The sequence below is a fragment of the Chromobacterium sp. IIBBL 290-4 genome (assembly GCF_024207115.1).
Taxonomy (GTDB): Bacteria; Pseudomonadota; Gammaproteobacteria; order Burkholderiales; family Chromobacteriaceae; genus Chromobacterium.
This window is the reverse complement of sequence record NZ_CP100128.1, coordinates 3,483,221-3,498,373: the sequence shown is the minus strand read 5'-3', so window position 1 is coordinate 3,498,373 and position 15,153 is coordinate 3,483,221. Positions and strand designations below refer to the sequence as shown.

General features: G+C 59.1%; 9 protein-coding genes. 3 read left to right on the top strand and 6 right to left on the bottom strand.

Translation table 11 applies throughout. The features are described from left to right. On the bottom strand, positions 1-1,104 hold the full coding sequence (locus NKT35_RS16320) for an efflux RND transporter periplasmic adaptor subunit (protein ID WP_254294906.1): 1,104 nt from the start codon (positions 1,102-1,104) through the stop codon (positions 1-3). A gap of 290 nt (positions 1,105-1,394) precedes the next feature. Next, positions 1,395-3,980 carry a TonB-dependent receptor gene (locus NKT35_RS16315; protein WP_254294904.1) on the bottom strand — a complete coding sequence of 862 codons (2,586 nt, stop codon included), beginning with the start codon at positions 3,978-3,980 and terminating at the stop codon, positions 1,395-1,397. Between the two features lie 761 nt (positions 3,981-4,741). Between NKT35_RS16315 and NKT35_RS16310 the strand changes: the two genes are divergently transcribed. From NKT35_RS16310 to NKT35_RS16300, 3 genes are all read left to right on the top strand, one after another. After that, positions 4,742-6,376 carry a S53 family peptidase gene (locus NKT35_RS16310; protein ID WP_254294902.1) on the top strand — a complete coding sequence of 545 codons (1,635 nt, stop codon included), beginning with the start codon at positions 4,742-4,744 and terminating at the stop codon, positions 6,374-6,376. 236 nt (positions 6,377-6,612) lie between these two features. Further along, a complete protein-coding gene (locus NKT35_RS16305; RefSeq protein WP_254294901.1) occupies positions 6,613-8,232 on the top strand; it encodes a S53 family peptidase in 1,620 nt (539 codons plus the stop codon). Positions 8,233-8,336: 104 nt separating this feature from the next. After that, positions 8,337-8,969 (top strand): HugZ family pyridoxamine 5'-phosphate oxidase, encoded by a 633-nt coding sequence (locus tag NKT35_RS16300; RefSeq protein WP_254294899.1) that lies wholly within the window; start codon positions 8,337-8,339, stop codon positions 8,967-8,969. Between the two features lie 7 nt (positions 8,970-8,976). Here the strand turns inward: NKT35_RS16300 and NKT35_RS16295 are convergent, their stop codons facing one another. From NKT35_RS16295 to NKT35_RS16280, 4 genes are all read right to left on the bottom strand, one after another. Then, entirely contained in the window at positions 8,977-10,422 is a 1,446-nt protein-coding gene (locus tag NKT35_RS16295) for a PhoPQ-activated protein PqaA family protein (protein WP_254294897.1), read from the bottom strand. A gap of 203 nt (positions 10,423-10,625) precedes the next feature. After that, positions 10,626-12,344, bottom strand: a complete 1,719-nt coding sequence (gene argS / locus NKT35_RS16290; protein WP_254294895.1) for an arginine--tRNA ligase — start codon at positions 12,342-12,344, stop codon at positions 10,626-10,628. A 119-nt stretch (positions 12,345-12,463) separates the two neighbouring features. Next, entirely contained in the window at positions 12,464-13,534 is a 1,071-nt protein-coding gene (locus tag NKT35_RS16285) for an MBL fold metallo-hydrolase (RefSeq protein WP_254294893.1), read from the bottom strand. A gap of 103 nt (positions 13,535-13,637) precedes the next feature. Further along, positions 13,638-15,149, bottom strand: a complete 1,512-nt coding sequence (locus NKT35_RS16280) for a DUF3138 family protein (RefSeq protein ID WP_254294891.1) — start codon at positions 15,147-15,149, stop codon at positions 13,638-13,640. Positions 15,150-15,153: the final 4 nt, after the last annotated feature.

Genomic DNA, 15,153 nt, shown 5'->3' with positions numbered 1-15,153 from the left:
TCATGCCTTGGCCGGCGGCAACTTCACCGGATCGCCCAATTTCACGCCCAGCAACTCCACCGCCAGCACCGGCTCGCCGGCCGAGACGCCGCTCACCGCCACTTGGCGCTCGCTGTCCGAGTTCAACAATACCGCAACCGGCCGCTTGACCAGCTTGCCCTGCTGCACCACGATCACCCAGGGCTTCGCATTGAGATCGTGAACAGCGGTAACCGGCAGCACCATTTGATGATCGATATTGCGCAACACCACGCCGCCGGTGACGAACTGCCCCGCCTTCAGCCTGCCATCGCGATTATCCACTCTGACATACAAGGTGAAACTGCGGGTTCCGCTTTGCGCCACCGGGTTGATGCGGACCACTTTGCCGATGATCTGCTCTTGGTTTCCATCCACCCGGAACCGCGCCTCCTGCCCTTCTTTCAATTGCGCAACCGCGCGCGCAGGCACGGTCGCCGCCACTTCCATCACCGACAGATCCGCAAGCGAGAACAACTTCATGCCGCGGTTGGCCACCTCGCCCGGATTGATCTTGCGCTCATACACCACGCCGTCTATCGGCGCTTTCACCTGGGTATCGCTCAACTGCCGCTTGGCCCTGGCCAACTGCGACGCTTGCGCGCGGACTTCGCCCTCCTTTACCCGGTAATCGCTCTCCAGCTCGTCGTACGCGACCTGGGAAATAAAACCCTTGTCCAGCAGTTCCTTCTGCTTGTCCAGCTTCACTTTGGCCAGCTTCAACCGCGCCTTGGTATTGTCCAACTGCGCGCTTTGCTCTTCCACCGACTGCCCCAGCACCTCGGTATCCAGCACCGCCAAAAGCTGCCCTTTGCGAACCCTCTCGCCTTCGCGCACAGAGACATCCCTCACCCGGGCATCGACCTCCGAAGCCAAGGAACTGGTGGACAGCGCATTCAGCGCGCCGGTGAAGGGCAAAGTCGCGGCAAGCGGCTTTGGCGCAGCCCAGATCACATCCAGGCTGGACAGTTGCCGGACGATGACTGGCTGCTTTTTCTCATGCGCGCCCGTATCGGCATTGCCATCGCTACAAGCTGCCAGCGAGATAGCGATCAAGGCGGCGATCAAACTAAGACGTGTGTTCATAAGGTTTTTCAAGCTTGGATCGATAACGATCTCTGGTTTATTAGTCTTTTCCATCAACGACCGTGGAGAGTAGCATTTTGCAAGCTCCCGCGCGTTCCTCCACTCAGAAGTATGCCACAAGCATCGACAATCTTTGTACTGAGTCGTTCATTCCCAATGAAATTTCTTCTTGCATAGGCTTCAGGCAGCACGTAGCCCCCTGCGCCAATAGAAAACAGCCCCGCAGGCATAAGCCTGACAGGGCTGCTCAAACTGACCACGATAGCCACCCGCCGGGTGGACTTGCGCGTTTACAGCTTGTAATTGAACTTCATGAAGTAAGCGCGGCCAACCTGATCGGTAAAGCGCGGATCGTAGTTGGATTGGAAAGTAAAAGTCTGGTTGCTATACGGCGGCAGTTGATCAAACAGATTACGCACGCCGGCCGTCAGGGTCAGGTGCTTATCCCACTTGTAGGTTCCCGACAGGTTCCAAGTGGAATACGGCTTGACATCATACTCATTGTTATTAGCATCCGCGTTCGCATCGACATAACCCGACTTATACGTCTGGCTGAGCAATGCACTCCATGCGCCTTGAGACCAGTTGAAAGTCAGATTGTGCTGCCAACGGAATGCCGGCTGGTTTTGCGAACCATATTGCGCAAGATTGCTTACATAATCGCTGCCCGTGTAGGACTGCCACATGCTCTTGCTCAAATAGGTGCCGCTCAACTCAACGCCGAAATTGCCATAGTTGGTGTGCGGCAAATCCCAGCGGAAGTCCACATCCACACCCGCCGTGCTGACATTGCCCATATTCTGAGTTGTGGCAGTGCCAACCAGATTGCCCTTGGCATCGTAGAACCACAGATTGGAGAACTGAGGAGTGAACAGAGTCTGTTCATAGTTCCCCATATTATTGATCTGATCCTTGATCATGGTCCACCAGAGGTCGGCGCTGGCAGTCATGTTCTTGATCGGCTCAATCACCATGCCTACGGACAAGGAGGAGGTCTTCTCAGGCTTCAGGTGGGTATTGCCGCCAGTTTGCAGATAATCCTGCATCGTGCCCTTGCAAGCCATGCTGGGGCATGCCTTAGGATCCGGATAGTAATTCGCCGTCAATTGCTCCTGATTGGGCTGATACATGTCATACAGCGAAGGCGCGCGGAAGCCGGTGCTGGCGGAAGTGCGCAGCAAGACCTTAGGCGACAGCTGATAACGCAGCGAGAGTTCCGGGTTGATCGTATCGCCCACATCGTTGTAGTGGTCATAACGCACCGCAGCCTTGCCATCCAGGCCCTTGATGATAGGCACATCCGCCTCGGCGAACAAAGCCGACACAGTACGATTGCCGGATGTATTTAACGCCCCATCATCGCCAGGACCAATCGCCTGGGTGCTGACGGGATAGTTGAAATTGCGAGCCAGCGTGTCATGACGCACTTCGCCGCCCACCGCAATCGCCAACATGCCCGCCGGCAATTGCAACACCTCCTTGCTCAAGCTGAAGTCGGCGCCAGCCATCGTATACTTGCCATCATCCAGATGGCCGGCGATGCTCGCAGACTGCAAGACGCCATTATTTACCGGCAAGCCTGTAACCAGACTGATCTGATTGCTCAAGTACAGATTTTCCATGCCATTGATGCTGACAAAGCCGCTCTTGAGCTCTTCGGCAGCATAGCTCTGGGAATAGCCGGCTCCGGTCCGATAATCCCAGCCAGCCAACTGGCCTTCCAGGTTCAACTGGAACTTTTGAGTCGTAGTAACCGACTCGGTGATGCGAGGGCCAAGCGGAATCGTTCTGAACTCGGGCGCGATGCCCTGAGCGCCAGGCGTGTAAATGTTCTGAGTGCCATTCGGCAACAGGAACTCGCCGCCAGTCGGGGCCGGCGCAGTCGAAGAGTCGGTCTTGGTTCTGGTGATATTATAGGTTGCGGACAACTGGTGATTATCACCTATCAGCATCGTAGCCTTGGCCAAGGCAGAAACCTGCTCAGTTTCTGGCTGTATGCTCAAATAGGGTTGAGTATATGTAGAACACTGCGGACCACTAGTAGTGACCTGCGCCACAGTCGGCGCCGGGCAGTTGGGATAGGAGCTGGGTGCCACGCTGATGGGAGCGCCCTGGCCATGCGGGAAACGAATCAGATAGTTACCCGGATAAGAGCTGGCGCTGGCGCGGGTGCCATAAGTGATGGCAGAGGCGAAATCGCGATCCGGCGTGAAAATGGCATCCGTCTTCTGATAGGTTGCCGTCCCGAAGACATTGAAGCCGTCTTTGTTCAGGTTGCCATAGCCATAAGACACATCAAAACTATGCTCTTTGCCATCCTTGCGCTGCGGCTTGGTGAAATCGCCGCCGACACTCAGGCCTTCCATCGTCTTTTTGGTGACGAAGTTGATTACGCCGCCGACCGCATCTGAGCCATAAATGGCCGCAGCGCCGCCGCGCAGCACATCGACACGCTCAATCGCGGTCAACGGGATGGAGTTCAAGTCGGGTGCGGTGCCATCGAAAGGATGGTAGGCGATGCGACGGCCATCCAGCAGCACCAAGGTATATTGCTGGCCCATGCCGCGCAGGTTTGCATAGGCGGCGCCAGCAGTGCCGGAGCCAACGCTATTGCTAGAGCCGACATTGCTCTGATTGCCCGCCAGCGCGTTCACAACCTGCTCAACCGAAGTCAACCCTTGCTTGGTCAGGTCATCCACCTTTACCGACGTCACCGGATTGGCGCCTTCATCCTTCATACGCTTGATGTGTGAACCAATCACATCCACCCGTTGCAGCGAGCTGCCGTCCGAATCATCTGCATGCGCAAGCTGAGCGTAGGTCATGCCGCCAATCAGCGACAACGCGACTACCAGCGTCTTTCTCTTGTAATTCATATTTTCTCCAAATCCCTTTTGTAGAAGGCCTCTTTACTCTCCGAGTCTTTTTGCAGAGGAACTCATGCAGACGTCTTGTGGCAAGTGGCTCTCTGAGTGTGAAAGTTTGTAATGAGTACCGTCAATGCTCATTTACCAAATCACATGTAAAAACATGTATAGAAATCACTCACATCCCAAGTAAACCGACAGCCCATGAGTTTTTTTACCTTTACAATTCATTAACTTAACAAATCAAGATTGCATTAACCCTTCTGCAGTATTTACCACCCTACCCATAGAGTTCTTTGCATCCATGCATTTCCGACTACCAGCCTGTTGTATTTATGCATACAAAACAGAGAGGCTGTTGCATAAACACTTCACTTCCAATCCACCTGGGTCGTGCGCATGCATGAATTTTGCTCAAAAAAAATATGAATTTCCCTCATAAGTGCCGCTAAGTAATATCCTGCGCAGCCATCCTGATCGCTTCCCAAACCCTATCTTTAAATAAGATTCCTTGACCTAAAACAAGCAACTTTGTTTCCAATTCATTTACATGAGTCATCAGATGTGAATTTATGTTAATTCACTTGGCATTTTAAATTCATTTCAATTATCCATTAACCACCAAATGCGCAAAACGGCACATCTTGCGACAGGCGGCAAACTGGCACACATGATCACAAACAGTCTCTAACAGAATGATCAGGACCAGACATTTAATGAGAAGAGCATAGGCTCGACTCGACTCTACATCTGCAAGAGGAGAAATCAGGATGTTCGTTAAACAGCACGCTATCGCATTGACCATCGCCAGCCTGTTCGGTCTGGCCGCCCATGCCGCTGAGCCGTGGGTAAACACCGCCACTCAAGCGCACCCGCTGGTCAGCGCCTTCGCCAGCTCCAACAGCGCCAGCGCTCAAGTTGCCGCCGGTCAATCCGTGCATGTAGCCGTGACGCTGAAAGTACGCAACAAGAACAAGCTGGACGCCCTCACCAACAGCCTGCTGGCCGGCACCAGCCACAAGACCTTGACCCCGGCCGAGTTCGTCGCCCAGTTCGCGCCGACCGAAGCGCAAGTGCAAAAGGTTGTCGCCCACCTGCAAAAGGCCGGCTTCCGCAATATCAAGGTCGCGCCCAACCGCTTGCTGATTAGCGCCGACGGCAGCGCCGCCACCGCCAAGACTGCGTTCAATACTTCGCTGCGCCATGTCAACGTAAGCGGTCGCGCAGCCATCGCCAACGCCAGCGCCGCTCAAGTGCCGCAATCGCTGGGCGACATTGTGTTGGCCGTCCATGGCCTGCAAACCGTGCATACCTTCCACACCACTCTGCAAAAGAGCGGCTTGAAGACCTTGGCCTCGGCCAAGACCAATAGCGCGGTGGGACACAACCCGACTGACTTCCCGCTGATCTATAACGCCAGCAGCCTGCCCCCGGCCAGCAACACCACCGTCGGCATCATTTCCGAGGGCGATCTGACCCAGACGCTGCAAGACCTGCAGCAGTTCGAAGATGCGGCCGGCTACAGCTACGTGCAAACCAATGTGATCAATGCGGGCGACGCTTCGTCCGACACCGACGGCATCGGCGAATGGAACCTGGATAGCCAGGACATCCTGGCTGCCGCAGGCGGCGCATTGCAACAGCTGAACTTCTATGTCGCCACCTCGATGACCAACGCCGACATCACCGCCGCCTACAATTCGGCAGTCAGCGACGGTTCGGCCAAGGTGATCAACGTCTCGCTGGGCGAGTGCGAGCGCGATGCGCAAAGCGATGGCACCATCGCTTCCGACGACCAGATATTCCAGACTGCCGTCGCGCAAGGCCAAACCTTCTCCATCTCCACTGGCGACTCCGGCTCCGCCGAGTGCGGCAGCACCTCAGGCCAGAGCTACCCGGCGACTTCGCCCTACGTGATCGCCATCGGCGGCACCACGTTGAGTACCAGCGGCACCACCAAGTACTCGTCGGAAAGCGTGTGGAACGGCACCGGCGGCGGCCCGAGCGTCATCGAGGCTGCTCCGTCTTGGCAAACCAAGGCCGGCGTGCTGACCACTTCCAAGACCAAGCGCGGCGTGCCGGACGTGTCCTTCGACGCCGACCCGAACAGCGGCGCCCTGGTTATCGTTCAAGGCGCTCAGCAGCAAATCGGCGGCACCAGCTTGGCCGCTCCGCTGTTCACCGGCTTCTGGGCGCGTATCCAGTCCGCGCACGGCAATAGCCTGGTATCGCCGAACCCGGCCATCTATCAGTACTTCAAGGCCAACCCGTCGCTGTACCACGACGTGACCAGCGGCAATAACGGCAGCTACAAAGCCACCGCCAGCTGGGATTACGCTACCGGCTGGGGCAGCTTGAACGTCGCCAACCTGAACACCTTCATCGGCAGCCACTCCGGTTTCTGATCCAGGTCCTCGGTGTGAAAAGCCCCGGCGATCGCCGGGGCTTTTTTATCTTGGCTGTCGTCTGCAAGCGACATCGCCATCATGCCGGAAGAATTTTGAGTAAACATTTACAAATAAACCGGGTAATTTAAGAGTAATTACTTTACAAAGCAAAACCCAGCCAGTATCCAGTAGTAACACGTACCGTCCGGTCTATTCTCAAAGGACGGAGCGAGGTTTCCACAGGGAGAGATGGCATGCAGGCAAAATATTCACCCATTCTGCTGCTGATCGGCAGCGCGATTGGCCTTCACGCGCACGCCGCAGGCAACTGGACGCCCACCAATACCCTGGCGCATCCGGTCCAGCAATTGATCTCCGGAGCGTTGGATAACGGCGAGCTAGCTGGCGGCGAGCTGGTTCATGTAGCCATCAGCCTGGCCCTGCGCAACAAGCCTCAACTAGATAGCCTCACCGACGGCATTCAAGCGGGATTGAGCCAGCCGATCACCGACGCGCAGTTCATGGCGCAATACGCGCCCACTGCAGCGCAAGTCCAACAAGTGGTCAGCCATCTGCAACAGAACGGTTTCCGCAATATCGTCGTCTCGCCCAATAATATGATGGTGACCGCGGACGGCAGCGCAGCCACCGTCAACAGCGCCTTCCAGACCAAACTGCGCCGCTACAACGTCAATGGGCGGCTGGCCTATGCCAATGTATCGAATGCCCAGGTGCCCTCCAGCCTTGCCGGCATTGTGCTGGCGGTGCATGGTTTGCAGACCGCGCACCAATTCCATGCCGCCTTCCACGCACAAGCCGTGGCCAAAGCCACCACCGGCATCGTCGCGCACAAGCCCACCGATTTCCCAGCCATCTATAACGCCTCCAGCCTGGCGGCCGCCAAGAACAGCGTGGCCGGCATCATCGCCGAAGGCAGCCTGAACCAGACGGTGGCGGATCTGAACAGTTTCGCCAAGAGCGCCGGCTTCGCCGCGCCCAGCGTCGCCATCGTCAACGCCGGCACGCCGACCTCGGACACTTCGGGCATCGTCGAGTGGAATCTGGACAGCCAGACCATTCTGGCGGCCAGCGGCGGCGCGCTCAAACAACTGCAGTTTTACGTCGCGCCCTCGATGAACAATAGCGATATCGCCGCCGCCATCAACGCGGCCGTTTCGGCCAACAGCGCCAAGGTGATCAATGTTTCGCTCGGCGAGTGCGAACTGAGCGCGCAGTATTCGGGCATGACAGCCAGCGTGGACCAGATGCTGCAAGCCGCCATCGCCCACGGCCAGACCTTTTCGGTCTCCAGCGGCGACTCGGGCTCTTATGAGTGCGGCGGCGGCACCGCTTATCAAAGTTATCCGGCGGTTTCGCCTTATGTCGTAGCCGTGGGCGGCACCACGCTCACCACCAGCGGCACCACTGTCTACAGCAGCGAGAAAACCTGGAGCGGCGGCGGCGGCGGGCCGAGCTACACCGAGGCGGCTCCCTCCTGGCAAACAAGCGCCGGCGTGCTGACCACCTCTAAAACCAAACGCGGCGTGCCGGATATCGCCTTCGATGCCGACCCGAACAGCGGCGAGCTGGTGCTGGTGCAAGGCAGCACTTATCAAGTGGGCGGCACCAGCCTGGCCGCTCCCTTGTTTACCGGCTTCTGGAGCCGCATCCAATCGGCCAACGCCAACAAGCTGGTTTCACCCAATCCCGCCATCTACAAGTACTTCAAGGCGAACGCCTCGCTGTACCACGATGTCAGCAGCGGCAACAACGGCGCCTTCAAGGCCGCCTCCGGCTGGGACTACACCACTGGCTGGGGCAGCCTGAACGTGGCCAATCTCAACGCCTTCGTCGCCAAAACTGCGGGCTTCTAAAGCCGTCACGCGGCCCAAACCGACGCGCCCCGCCGATGCGGGGCGTTTGCTTTGCAATGGTCAGCGCCTAGAATAGCGGCATTGATCATTTTATAAATGACGCCATGAAACCCGACCTCGCCATCCGCCTGCTACATCAATGCCGACACGCCACCCTCGCCACGCAGTCGCAGCAATATCCCGGCTATCCTTACGCCAGCGCCATTCAATATATCTGCGACGAGCGCCAGCGCCCGATTTTCGTGGCCAGCGCCCTGGCCGAGCACAGCAAGAATCTGCAGGCCGATCCGCACATCAGCTTGTCTTTTCTCGCGCCAGGAGACGAGGCAGCCCAATCAGCCGAGCGGATGACGATTCTAGGCGAGGTCGAACGCTTTGATGCCTCGGCCTCGCTGCGAGAACGCTTGCTGCGTTATATCCCGGAAGCCGAGGAATGGCTGGCGCTGGATTTCATGTTCTTCCGCCTGCAGCCCAAACGGCTGCGCTTGATCGCCGGCTTGGGCAAGATGGGCTGGATAGACGAAGGCGCCTGGATGGAATTGCCTGCGCTAGCGCTGGATAGGGAATCGGCGCTGCTAGAAGAGGCGCAGCCTGCATTGCCGGCATCCATCCGACTGCTGGGCTGCGACTATTTCGGCGCCGACCTGCTGGACAAAGGCCATTACCGCCGCGCGGACTGGGAGGAAGCGGCAAGCGATCACGCCCAAATCCGAGAATGCTTGCTGCGGCTTGCCTGATGCGGTCTTAGCCACCCAGTTGCAAGCGAGGCGCGCCGAAAGGCACGCTTGAGCCGTCCGGGTAACGCTTGGGCCATATCAATGGCGGCGTAGTCCAGGTGAAGTCCTTGCCCTCGAACTCGATGAAATAAGCCTGCCAGCCCGGCTGCGACGCGTCCGGCGTGAATTCGAAGCGGCACTCGCCCTGCTGGCACTGACCCTCGATCGGCTGCTCCTGGTAGCGGATGCCGGAACGGAAGCGGAAATCGCGGCTATCCGGATTGCGCGCCAGCCACAGCTTGGCGCGGACCACCGGCTCCCGGGTGCTGACGCTGATCCGGCCGTTGCCCTCATCCCCTTGCACGCTGGCCTCTGGCAAAGGCTTGCCCGCCAGCCAACGCCCCATGAACTGGCGCAGCGCCTCGCTCACTTGCGCGCGGCCCACATAATGCGACTGATTGGGCAGATAACGCAGTTGCATCGGGCCCTTCATCGCCGGCAAATAACTCCAGCCGGAATCCGGCACCGCGAAATCGTCGCCGGCAGCCGAAACCATATACTTTTGCAAGCGCGACATGCTATCCGGATAGTTGACCACATCTTCAAAACGCAGCAAGGCATCGAGGCCTGGGCCCCCCTTGAGCACATCGTCGGTGAGGCGGTTCTTGGCGTAATCGCGCAGCGCCAGCGGCCATTGCTTGCCGTAGCTGTTGTACACGTGGGCGAAGTTGGCGCGCACGTTCCAGAAATCCGCGACCACCGGCACGATGGCCTGCACCCGCTGGTCGTTCAGCCCCGCCAGCCAGCTGGTCCAGCCGCGTTTGGAGCTGCCTGACAACACGAAGGCGCGCGCATCCGGCAGGCCGGCCTGGATCACATCCATCGCAGCCACGGTGGCCTGGGTCATCGGCAGGTGCAGCGAGCTGAAGCGGTCGGCCTCCGGCTGGTCCACGCTCTTGCGCCAGCTATAGGCGACCAGCGCATCCTCGCGGCCGGCGGCCCGCCCGTCCAGCTGCAGATTCTGGTTGGGCGTGTAATACAGTTCCGCCACCGCGATGCCCAGTCCGCGGGCCAACTCCGCCAGCGGCAGCGCGTCCCGCGGCGGCTGCGGCCCCTTCTCGGCATGGTTGATGCCGCCGCTGATATAGAGCAATACCGGCGAACCCGGCTTGCGGCCCGACGGCAGCGCCAGCTTCAATTCATGCTCCCACTGCGGCGCATCGCTGCTCAGCGTGCTGCCCTGGCCAGGCCAGCGCTGCGACACGAAGCCATAGCTGAGCACCTTTACGCCGTCTTCCTCGCTTTCGCCGAGCAAATTGGCCGCTTGCTGGCTGGCTTTGGCCTGCCGCAGATACTGCTGCACAGTTTGCGGATCGCCTGGCTCCAGGGCCAGCCCCGCCTGCGAGAGAGTAGAAAACAACAGGCAAAGCGCGACGCCGGCGCGGCGCGCAAAGACGGATAGCGAGACATTCATCAGGATGGCATTCCTATTTATTGTCAGGAGAATGGATTTTTGTTATTCACGGGGAAGAGCGAATGCACTAAGCCGCCAACCATGGACAGCGGCCAGGCCGGTCCGTTCAGCCAATGCCGGCCCGTATTCGTCATTTCCATCCATCGATAAAAAAACCCCGCCGAATCCGGCGGGGTTTCTTGCGATGGCCATGGCCTCGGCGCTTACATCGACTCCAGCACCTTGATGCCCAGCAGGTCCAGGCCGGCACGCAGCGTCTTGGCGGTCAGCGCGGCCAGTTGCAGACGGCTGGCGCGGACTTCGCCCTCGCTCTTGAGGATAGGGCAGGCTTCGTAGAAGCGCGAGAACAACGTGGCGATCTGGTACAGGTATTGCGACAGATAGTGCGGGTAGCAGCCTTCCACCACGGCGTTCAGCGTATCTTCGAACTGCGCCAGCGCGGCGGCCAGTTGCTTCTCGGCCGGCTCGGTGATGACGATCTTGGCGTTGGCGTCGTAGTCCTCGGCCTTGCGGAACACGCTCTGCACGCGGGTGTACGCGTACTGCAGATACGGAGCGGTGTTGCCTTCGAAGGCCAGCATGGTGTCCCAGTTGAAGATGTAGTCGCTCATCCGGTTCTTGGACAGGTCGGCGTACTTCACCGCGCCGATGCCGACCGCGTTGGCGATTTCACGCTTCTGCTCTTCGGCCAGATCCGGGTTCTTTTCCGACACCAGCGCGTAAGCGCGCTCTTGCGCCTCGTGCAGCAGCTCGATCAGCTTGACCGTGCCGCCGGAACGGGTCTTGAACGGCTTGCCGTCGTCGCCCATCATCACGCCGAAACCGACGTGCTCCAGCTTCATCGCTTCCGGCGCGAAGCCGGCCTTGCGGCAGATGGTGAACATCTGGGCGAAGTGCTGGCTCTGGCGCGCGTCCACCACGTAGATCACGCGGTCCAGCTTCAGCTCGCGGTGGCGGTAGCGCACCGCGCCGATGTCGGTGGTGGTGTAGATGAAGCCGCCGTCCTTCTTCTGGACGATCACGCCCATCGGCTTGTCTTCTTGGGTGCGGAATTCTTCCAGGAACACCACTTGGGCGCCGTCACTCTCGGTGAGCAGGCCGGCCGCGCGCAGTTCGTTGACGATCACCGGCAGGTCATCGTTGTAAGACGATTCGCCGCGCACGTGCTCGCGCTTCAGGCCGACGTTCAGCGTCTCGTACACTTCTTCGCAATGCTTCAACGACACGTCGACGAACTGGCGCCACAGCTTCAGCACTTCCTGGTCGCCGCCTTGCAGCTTCACCACGTAATCGCGCGCGGTGTTGGCGAAGTCTTCGCTTTCGTCGAAGCGGACCTTGGCGTTGCGATAGAAGGTTTCCAGATCGGACAGCTGCAGATCGGCGTCGCCGGCGTGGCTGGTTTCCACCAGATAGGCCACCAGCATGCCGAACTGGGTGCCCCAGTCGCCGACGTGGTTGGCGCGGACCACGTCGTGGCCGACGTATTCCATCACCCGCGCCAGCGCGTCGCCGATGATGGACGAACGCAGATGGCCGACGTGCATTTCCTTGGCCAGATTGGGCGAGGAATACTCCACCATCACGCGCTGCGCTTGGACAGGCGCGATGCCCAGCTTGTCGTCTTTCAGGGCGGCTTCGCTTCGTCGGGCCAGATATTCAGGGGCTAGATGAATATTGATGAAACCCGGACCGGCGATTTCCACCTTGTCGGCGATGCCGGCAAGATCCAGCGCGGCGATGACTTTTTCGGCCAGCGCGCGCGGATTGGTTTTCAGCGCTTTGGCGGCGCCCATTACACCGTTGGCCTGGTAGTCGCCGAATTCCGGCTTGGAAGCCGGCTGGACCACGGCAGGCGCGTCAGGCGCGCCAGCTGCCGCCAGCGCCGCCTGTACCCGTTCATTGATCAGTTGATGAATCGTCATTGATAGCCCCACGAAATGCCGCGAAAACGAAAACGTGTCTTCGCTTCTGAAAAATTGTTGTGTTTGATTGTATGCGTCTAGCCCGCATGGGGCAATGCTTGATCCACGCGGCAGGCTGCTCATTTGCCTGGCATTTGATCCGGTACGGCTTTTATCGGATGGCCTGGCTCATCCAGCCAGACCGTTTCACCCAGGGCTGGCACGCTGAAATCGGCGGCATCGATGCCCTTACGGCGCAGCGCATCCGCCAAGTCCAAGGGCGGCTGATGCAGCGGTTCGTCAGTCAGGACAAACGTGCCCCAATGCACCGCCAGGGCTCGCTTGGGCCGCAGAATGCGGAAAATCTCCACCGCCTCGTTCGGATCGATATGCTGCGGGGACAGGAACCAGCGCGGCTGATACGCGCCTATGGGCAACAGCGCCAGGCTGACTTCGCCCAAATGTTCGGCGATGCGCGCGAAAAGCTCTGGATGATAACCGGTATCGCCCGGATACCAAAGCTGCACGCCATCGCCCTTTACGGCAAACCCGCCCCATAAGACGCGGTTGCGGTCGCCCCAGGCCCAGCGCTTGCTCCAATGCTGGGCCGGCGTCAGCGTCACTTCCAGATCGCCCAGCCTATGGCGCTGCCACCAGTCCAGCTCAACGATGCGTTCCGCCGGCGCGCCCGCCCGCCGCAAGGTTCTTCCCACGCCCAGCGGCGCGAAGAACATCGGTGAGCCACCCGGCTGCGCCGCCAAGCGGCGCAAGGTGTGGAAATCCAGATGGTCGTAATGGTTGTGCGTCACCATCACCGCGTCGATGCGCGGCAAATCATCCAAACGCATGGCCGGCGGCGTCAAGCGCTTCGGCCCCATCCATTGCAGCGGAGAGGCTCGCTGCGACCACACTGGATCCAATAGCAAATTCATACCGGCAAGCTGGATCAGCCCGCTCGCGTGGCCAATCCAGGTATAGGATGGCCGGCTGCGATTGGCCTCCAAGGCGGCGACATCGGGCTGGGCGCGGCGGATATCCTGCAGGCGGTGCTCCACCCGCAGCCGTCTTCGCTGCCAATTCCAACGCGCCAGATCGACGAAACGCGGCTGTTTGAAAGGATAGAGATTCCGATAACCGTCTGGACCATGGTGGTCTTGAGAGGAGTCAGGGCGATAACTTGGCAGCGGCCAACGCAATAGATCAAGCAACATGAGTGAAGAAGCGCCTCGAAAATGATGAGGGCATTGTGCCGCAACAACATCCAATTAAAAAGCGGCGGGACTCGCCCGCCGCCGCATAAGGCCGCGCATCGGATCAGAAGGTATAAACCGCTTGCGCGCCGATCAAGTCGTTGCTCTTGCGATAGCTGCCATCGTTGCGCAGGAACACATTCTGGCTAGCCCAGTCATGGCGGTATTCAAACTTCAGCGTCAGCTGGTCGGTCGGGAACAACAGCCAGTCGAAGGTCAAAGCCTGGCGGTTGGCGCCTTTGCAATCGCTGGAGCCGGCAGCCACGCAGTCCTGAGAGATGCCGAAAGCGTTGACGCCATCGAAGCCATTGCCGTTCAAGGCCACGCCGCCGCCGCCGCCGCCATTCTTGCTATTGTTCAGGTAGTCGTAACGAACGGTGGCGCCCATTTTGCCCAAGCTCTCCGTCATCCACTTGCGATGTCCCAGCAAGGACAAGCCATACCATTCCGCAGAGCCGCCGCTCCAGGCTGCGTTTTGCTGCTGGCCATAATCCACTTCGGCGTTGTACTGGATGTCGCCCAAGGTGTAGCTGGCATCGGCTTCGGTAAAGAAATAATTGGAGTACGGGTTGGCCGAGGTGCACTGATAGCCATAACCGACATTGCCGGCCTGACATCCATTAGCCGGCGGAACCTGTGGATTCTGCGCAGCGCTTGTCAACAAAGTCTGCTTGCCGGCATTGAAAGACCAGCCCAAATCCAGCGCGCTGCTCCAGTTGTAATCCACCCGCGCGGTAATGCTTGGCGTGTTGTTGCTCTTGGACACCGGCAAGCCCGTGGTCTGGTTATTGCTGTTGCTTGCGATATTGGCATGCGTGCGATATTGCTCGTTCGCCAGCATGAACTTCCAGGACCAGACATCGTGGCTCCAGGCGAAGCCGGCGCCGACATAGCTGCCTGGATCGCTGAAGTCATACAGCAAGCCGTGGGTCAGCGTCAGCATCTGGTTGGATTGCTGCACCTCATAGCCGCCAAAGCTGTTCTGCAAGCCCGCGTTCACGCTCCAGGTATCGGACAGCGGGAAATTGATCACCGCCGTATTGATGATATTGTTGCCAGCCCCGCCATCCAGCAGCGTATTGCCGGAGCCGCGGTTGGGCATGATGGTGATTTCGGCGCTGGGCGCGGTCGGGCCAACGCCAAAGGTTTTCTTGATGTCCAGATACACGTCGCCGAAAGTGCTGTTGCTGTAGGCATAGACGTTCTGATGGTTCAGAAACTGAAAACCCGAACTGTTCATGCCGCGGTTATAGATATAAGTAGGGTCCAGATAGCCGGTAATGCTCAAACCCGCGATAGGCCCCTCATTCGCGGCAGTATTGAGCCGGTCCACCTTCAGTTCCATCCCAGCTACCCGCTCCTTCAAGTCCGCCTTGGATTCCTCCTCGGCGGCAGTCGCCGCAGTCTTGGCGGTTTCGGAGGCGGAGACCGCCTCCATCGCCTTTTGCAATTGCTGCACCTGTTGCTGCAATTGCTGCAATTGCGCCTTGAGCCGGGCGATTTCGTCCGCCTTGGCGTCTGCCCAGGCCGCGCCGGGCAGCGCAGCGATCAACGCACTGATCAGAACTTTCTTCATCGTA

Excerpts from the sequence above, each read along its gene's own strand:
- NKT35_RS16280 (WP_254294891.1), bottom strand. The coding sequence starts at position 15,149 with ATGAAGAAAGTTCTGATCAGTGCGTTGATCGCTGCGCTGCCCGGCGCG.
- NKT35_RS16295 (WP_254294897.1), bottom strand. The coding sequence starts at position 10,422 with ATGAATGTCTCGCTATCCGTCTTTGCGCGCCGCGCCGGCGTCGCGCTT.
- NKT35_RS16315 (WP_254294904.1), bottom strand. The coding sequence starts at position 3,980 with ATGAATTACAAGAGAAAGACGCTGGTAGTCGCGTTGTCGCTGATTGGC.
- NKT35_RS16300 (WP_254294899.1), top strand. The coding sequence starts at position 8,337 with ATGAAACCCGACCTCGCCATCCGCCTGCTACATCAATGCCGACACGCC.
- argS (WP_254294895.1), bottom strand. The coding sequence starts at position 12,344 with ATGACGATTCATCAACTGATCAATGAACGGGTACAGGCGGCGCTGGCG.
- NKT35_RS16320 (WP_254294906.1), bottom strand. The coding sequence starts at position 1,104 with ATGAACACACGTCTTAGTTTGATCGCCGCCTTGATCGCTATCTCGCTG.
- NKT35_RS16305 (WP_254294901.1), top strand. The coding sequence starts at position 6,613 with ATGCAGGCAAAATATTCACCCATTCTGCTGCTGATCGGCAGCGCGATT.
- NKT35_RS16285 (WP_254294893.1), bottom strand. The coding sequence starts at position 13,534 with ATGTTGCTTGATCTATTGCGTTGGCCGCTGCCAAGTTATCGCCCTGAC.
- NKT35_RS16310 (WP_254294902.1), top strand. The coding sequence starts at position 4,742 with ATGTTCGTTAAACAGCACGCTATCGCATTGACCATCGCCAGCCTGTTC.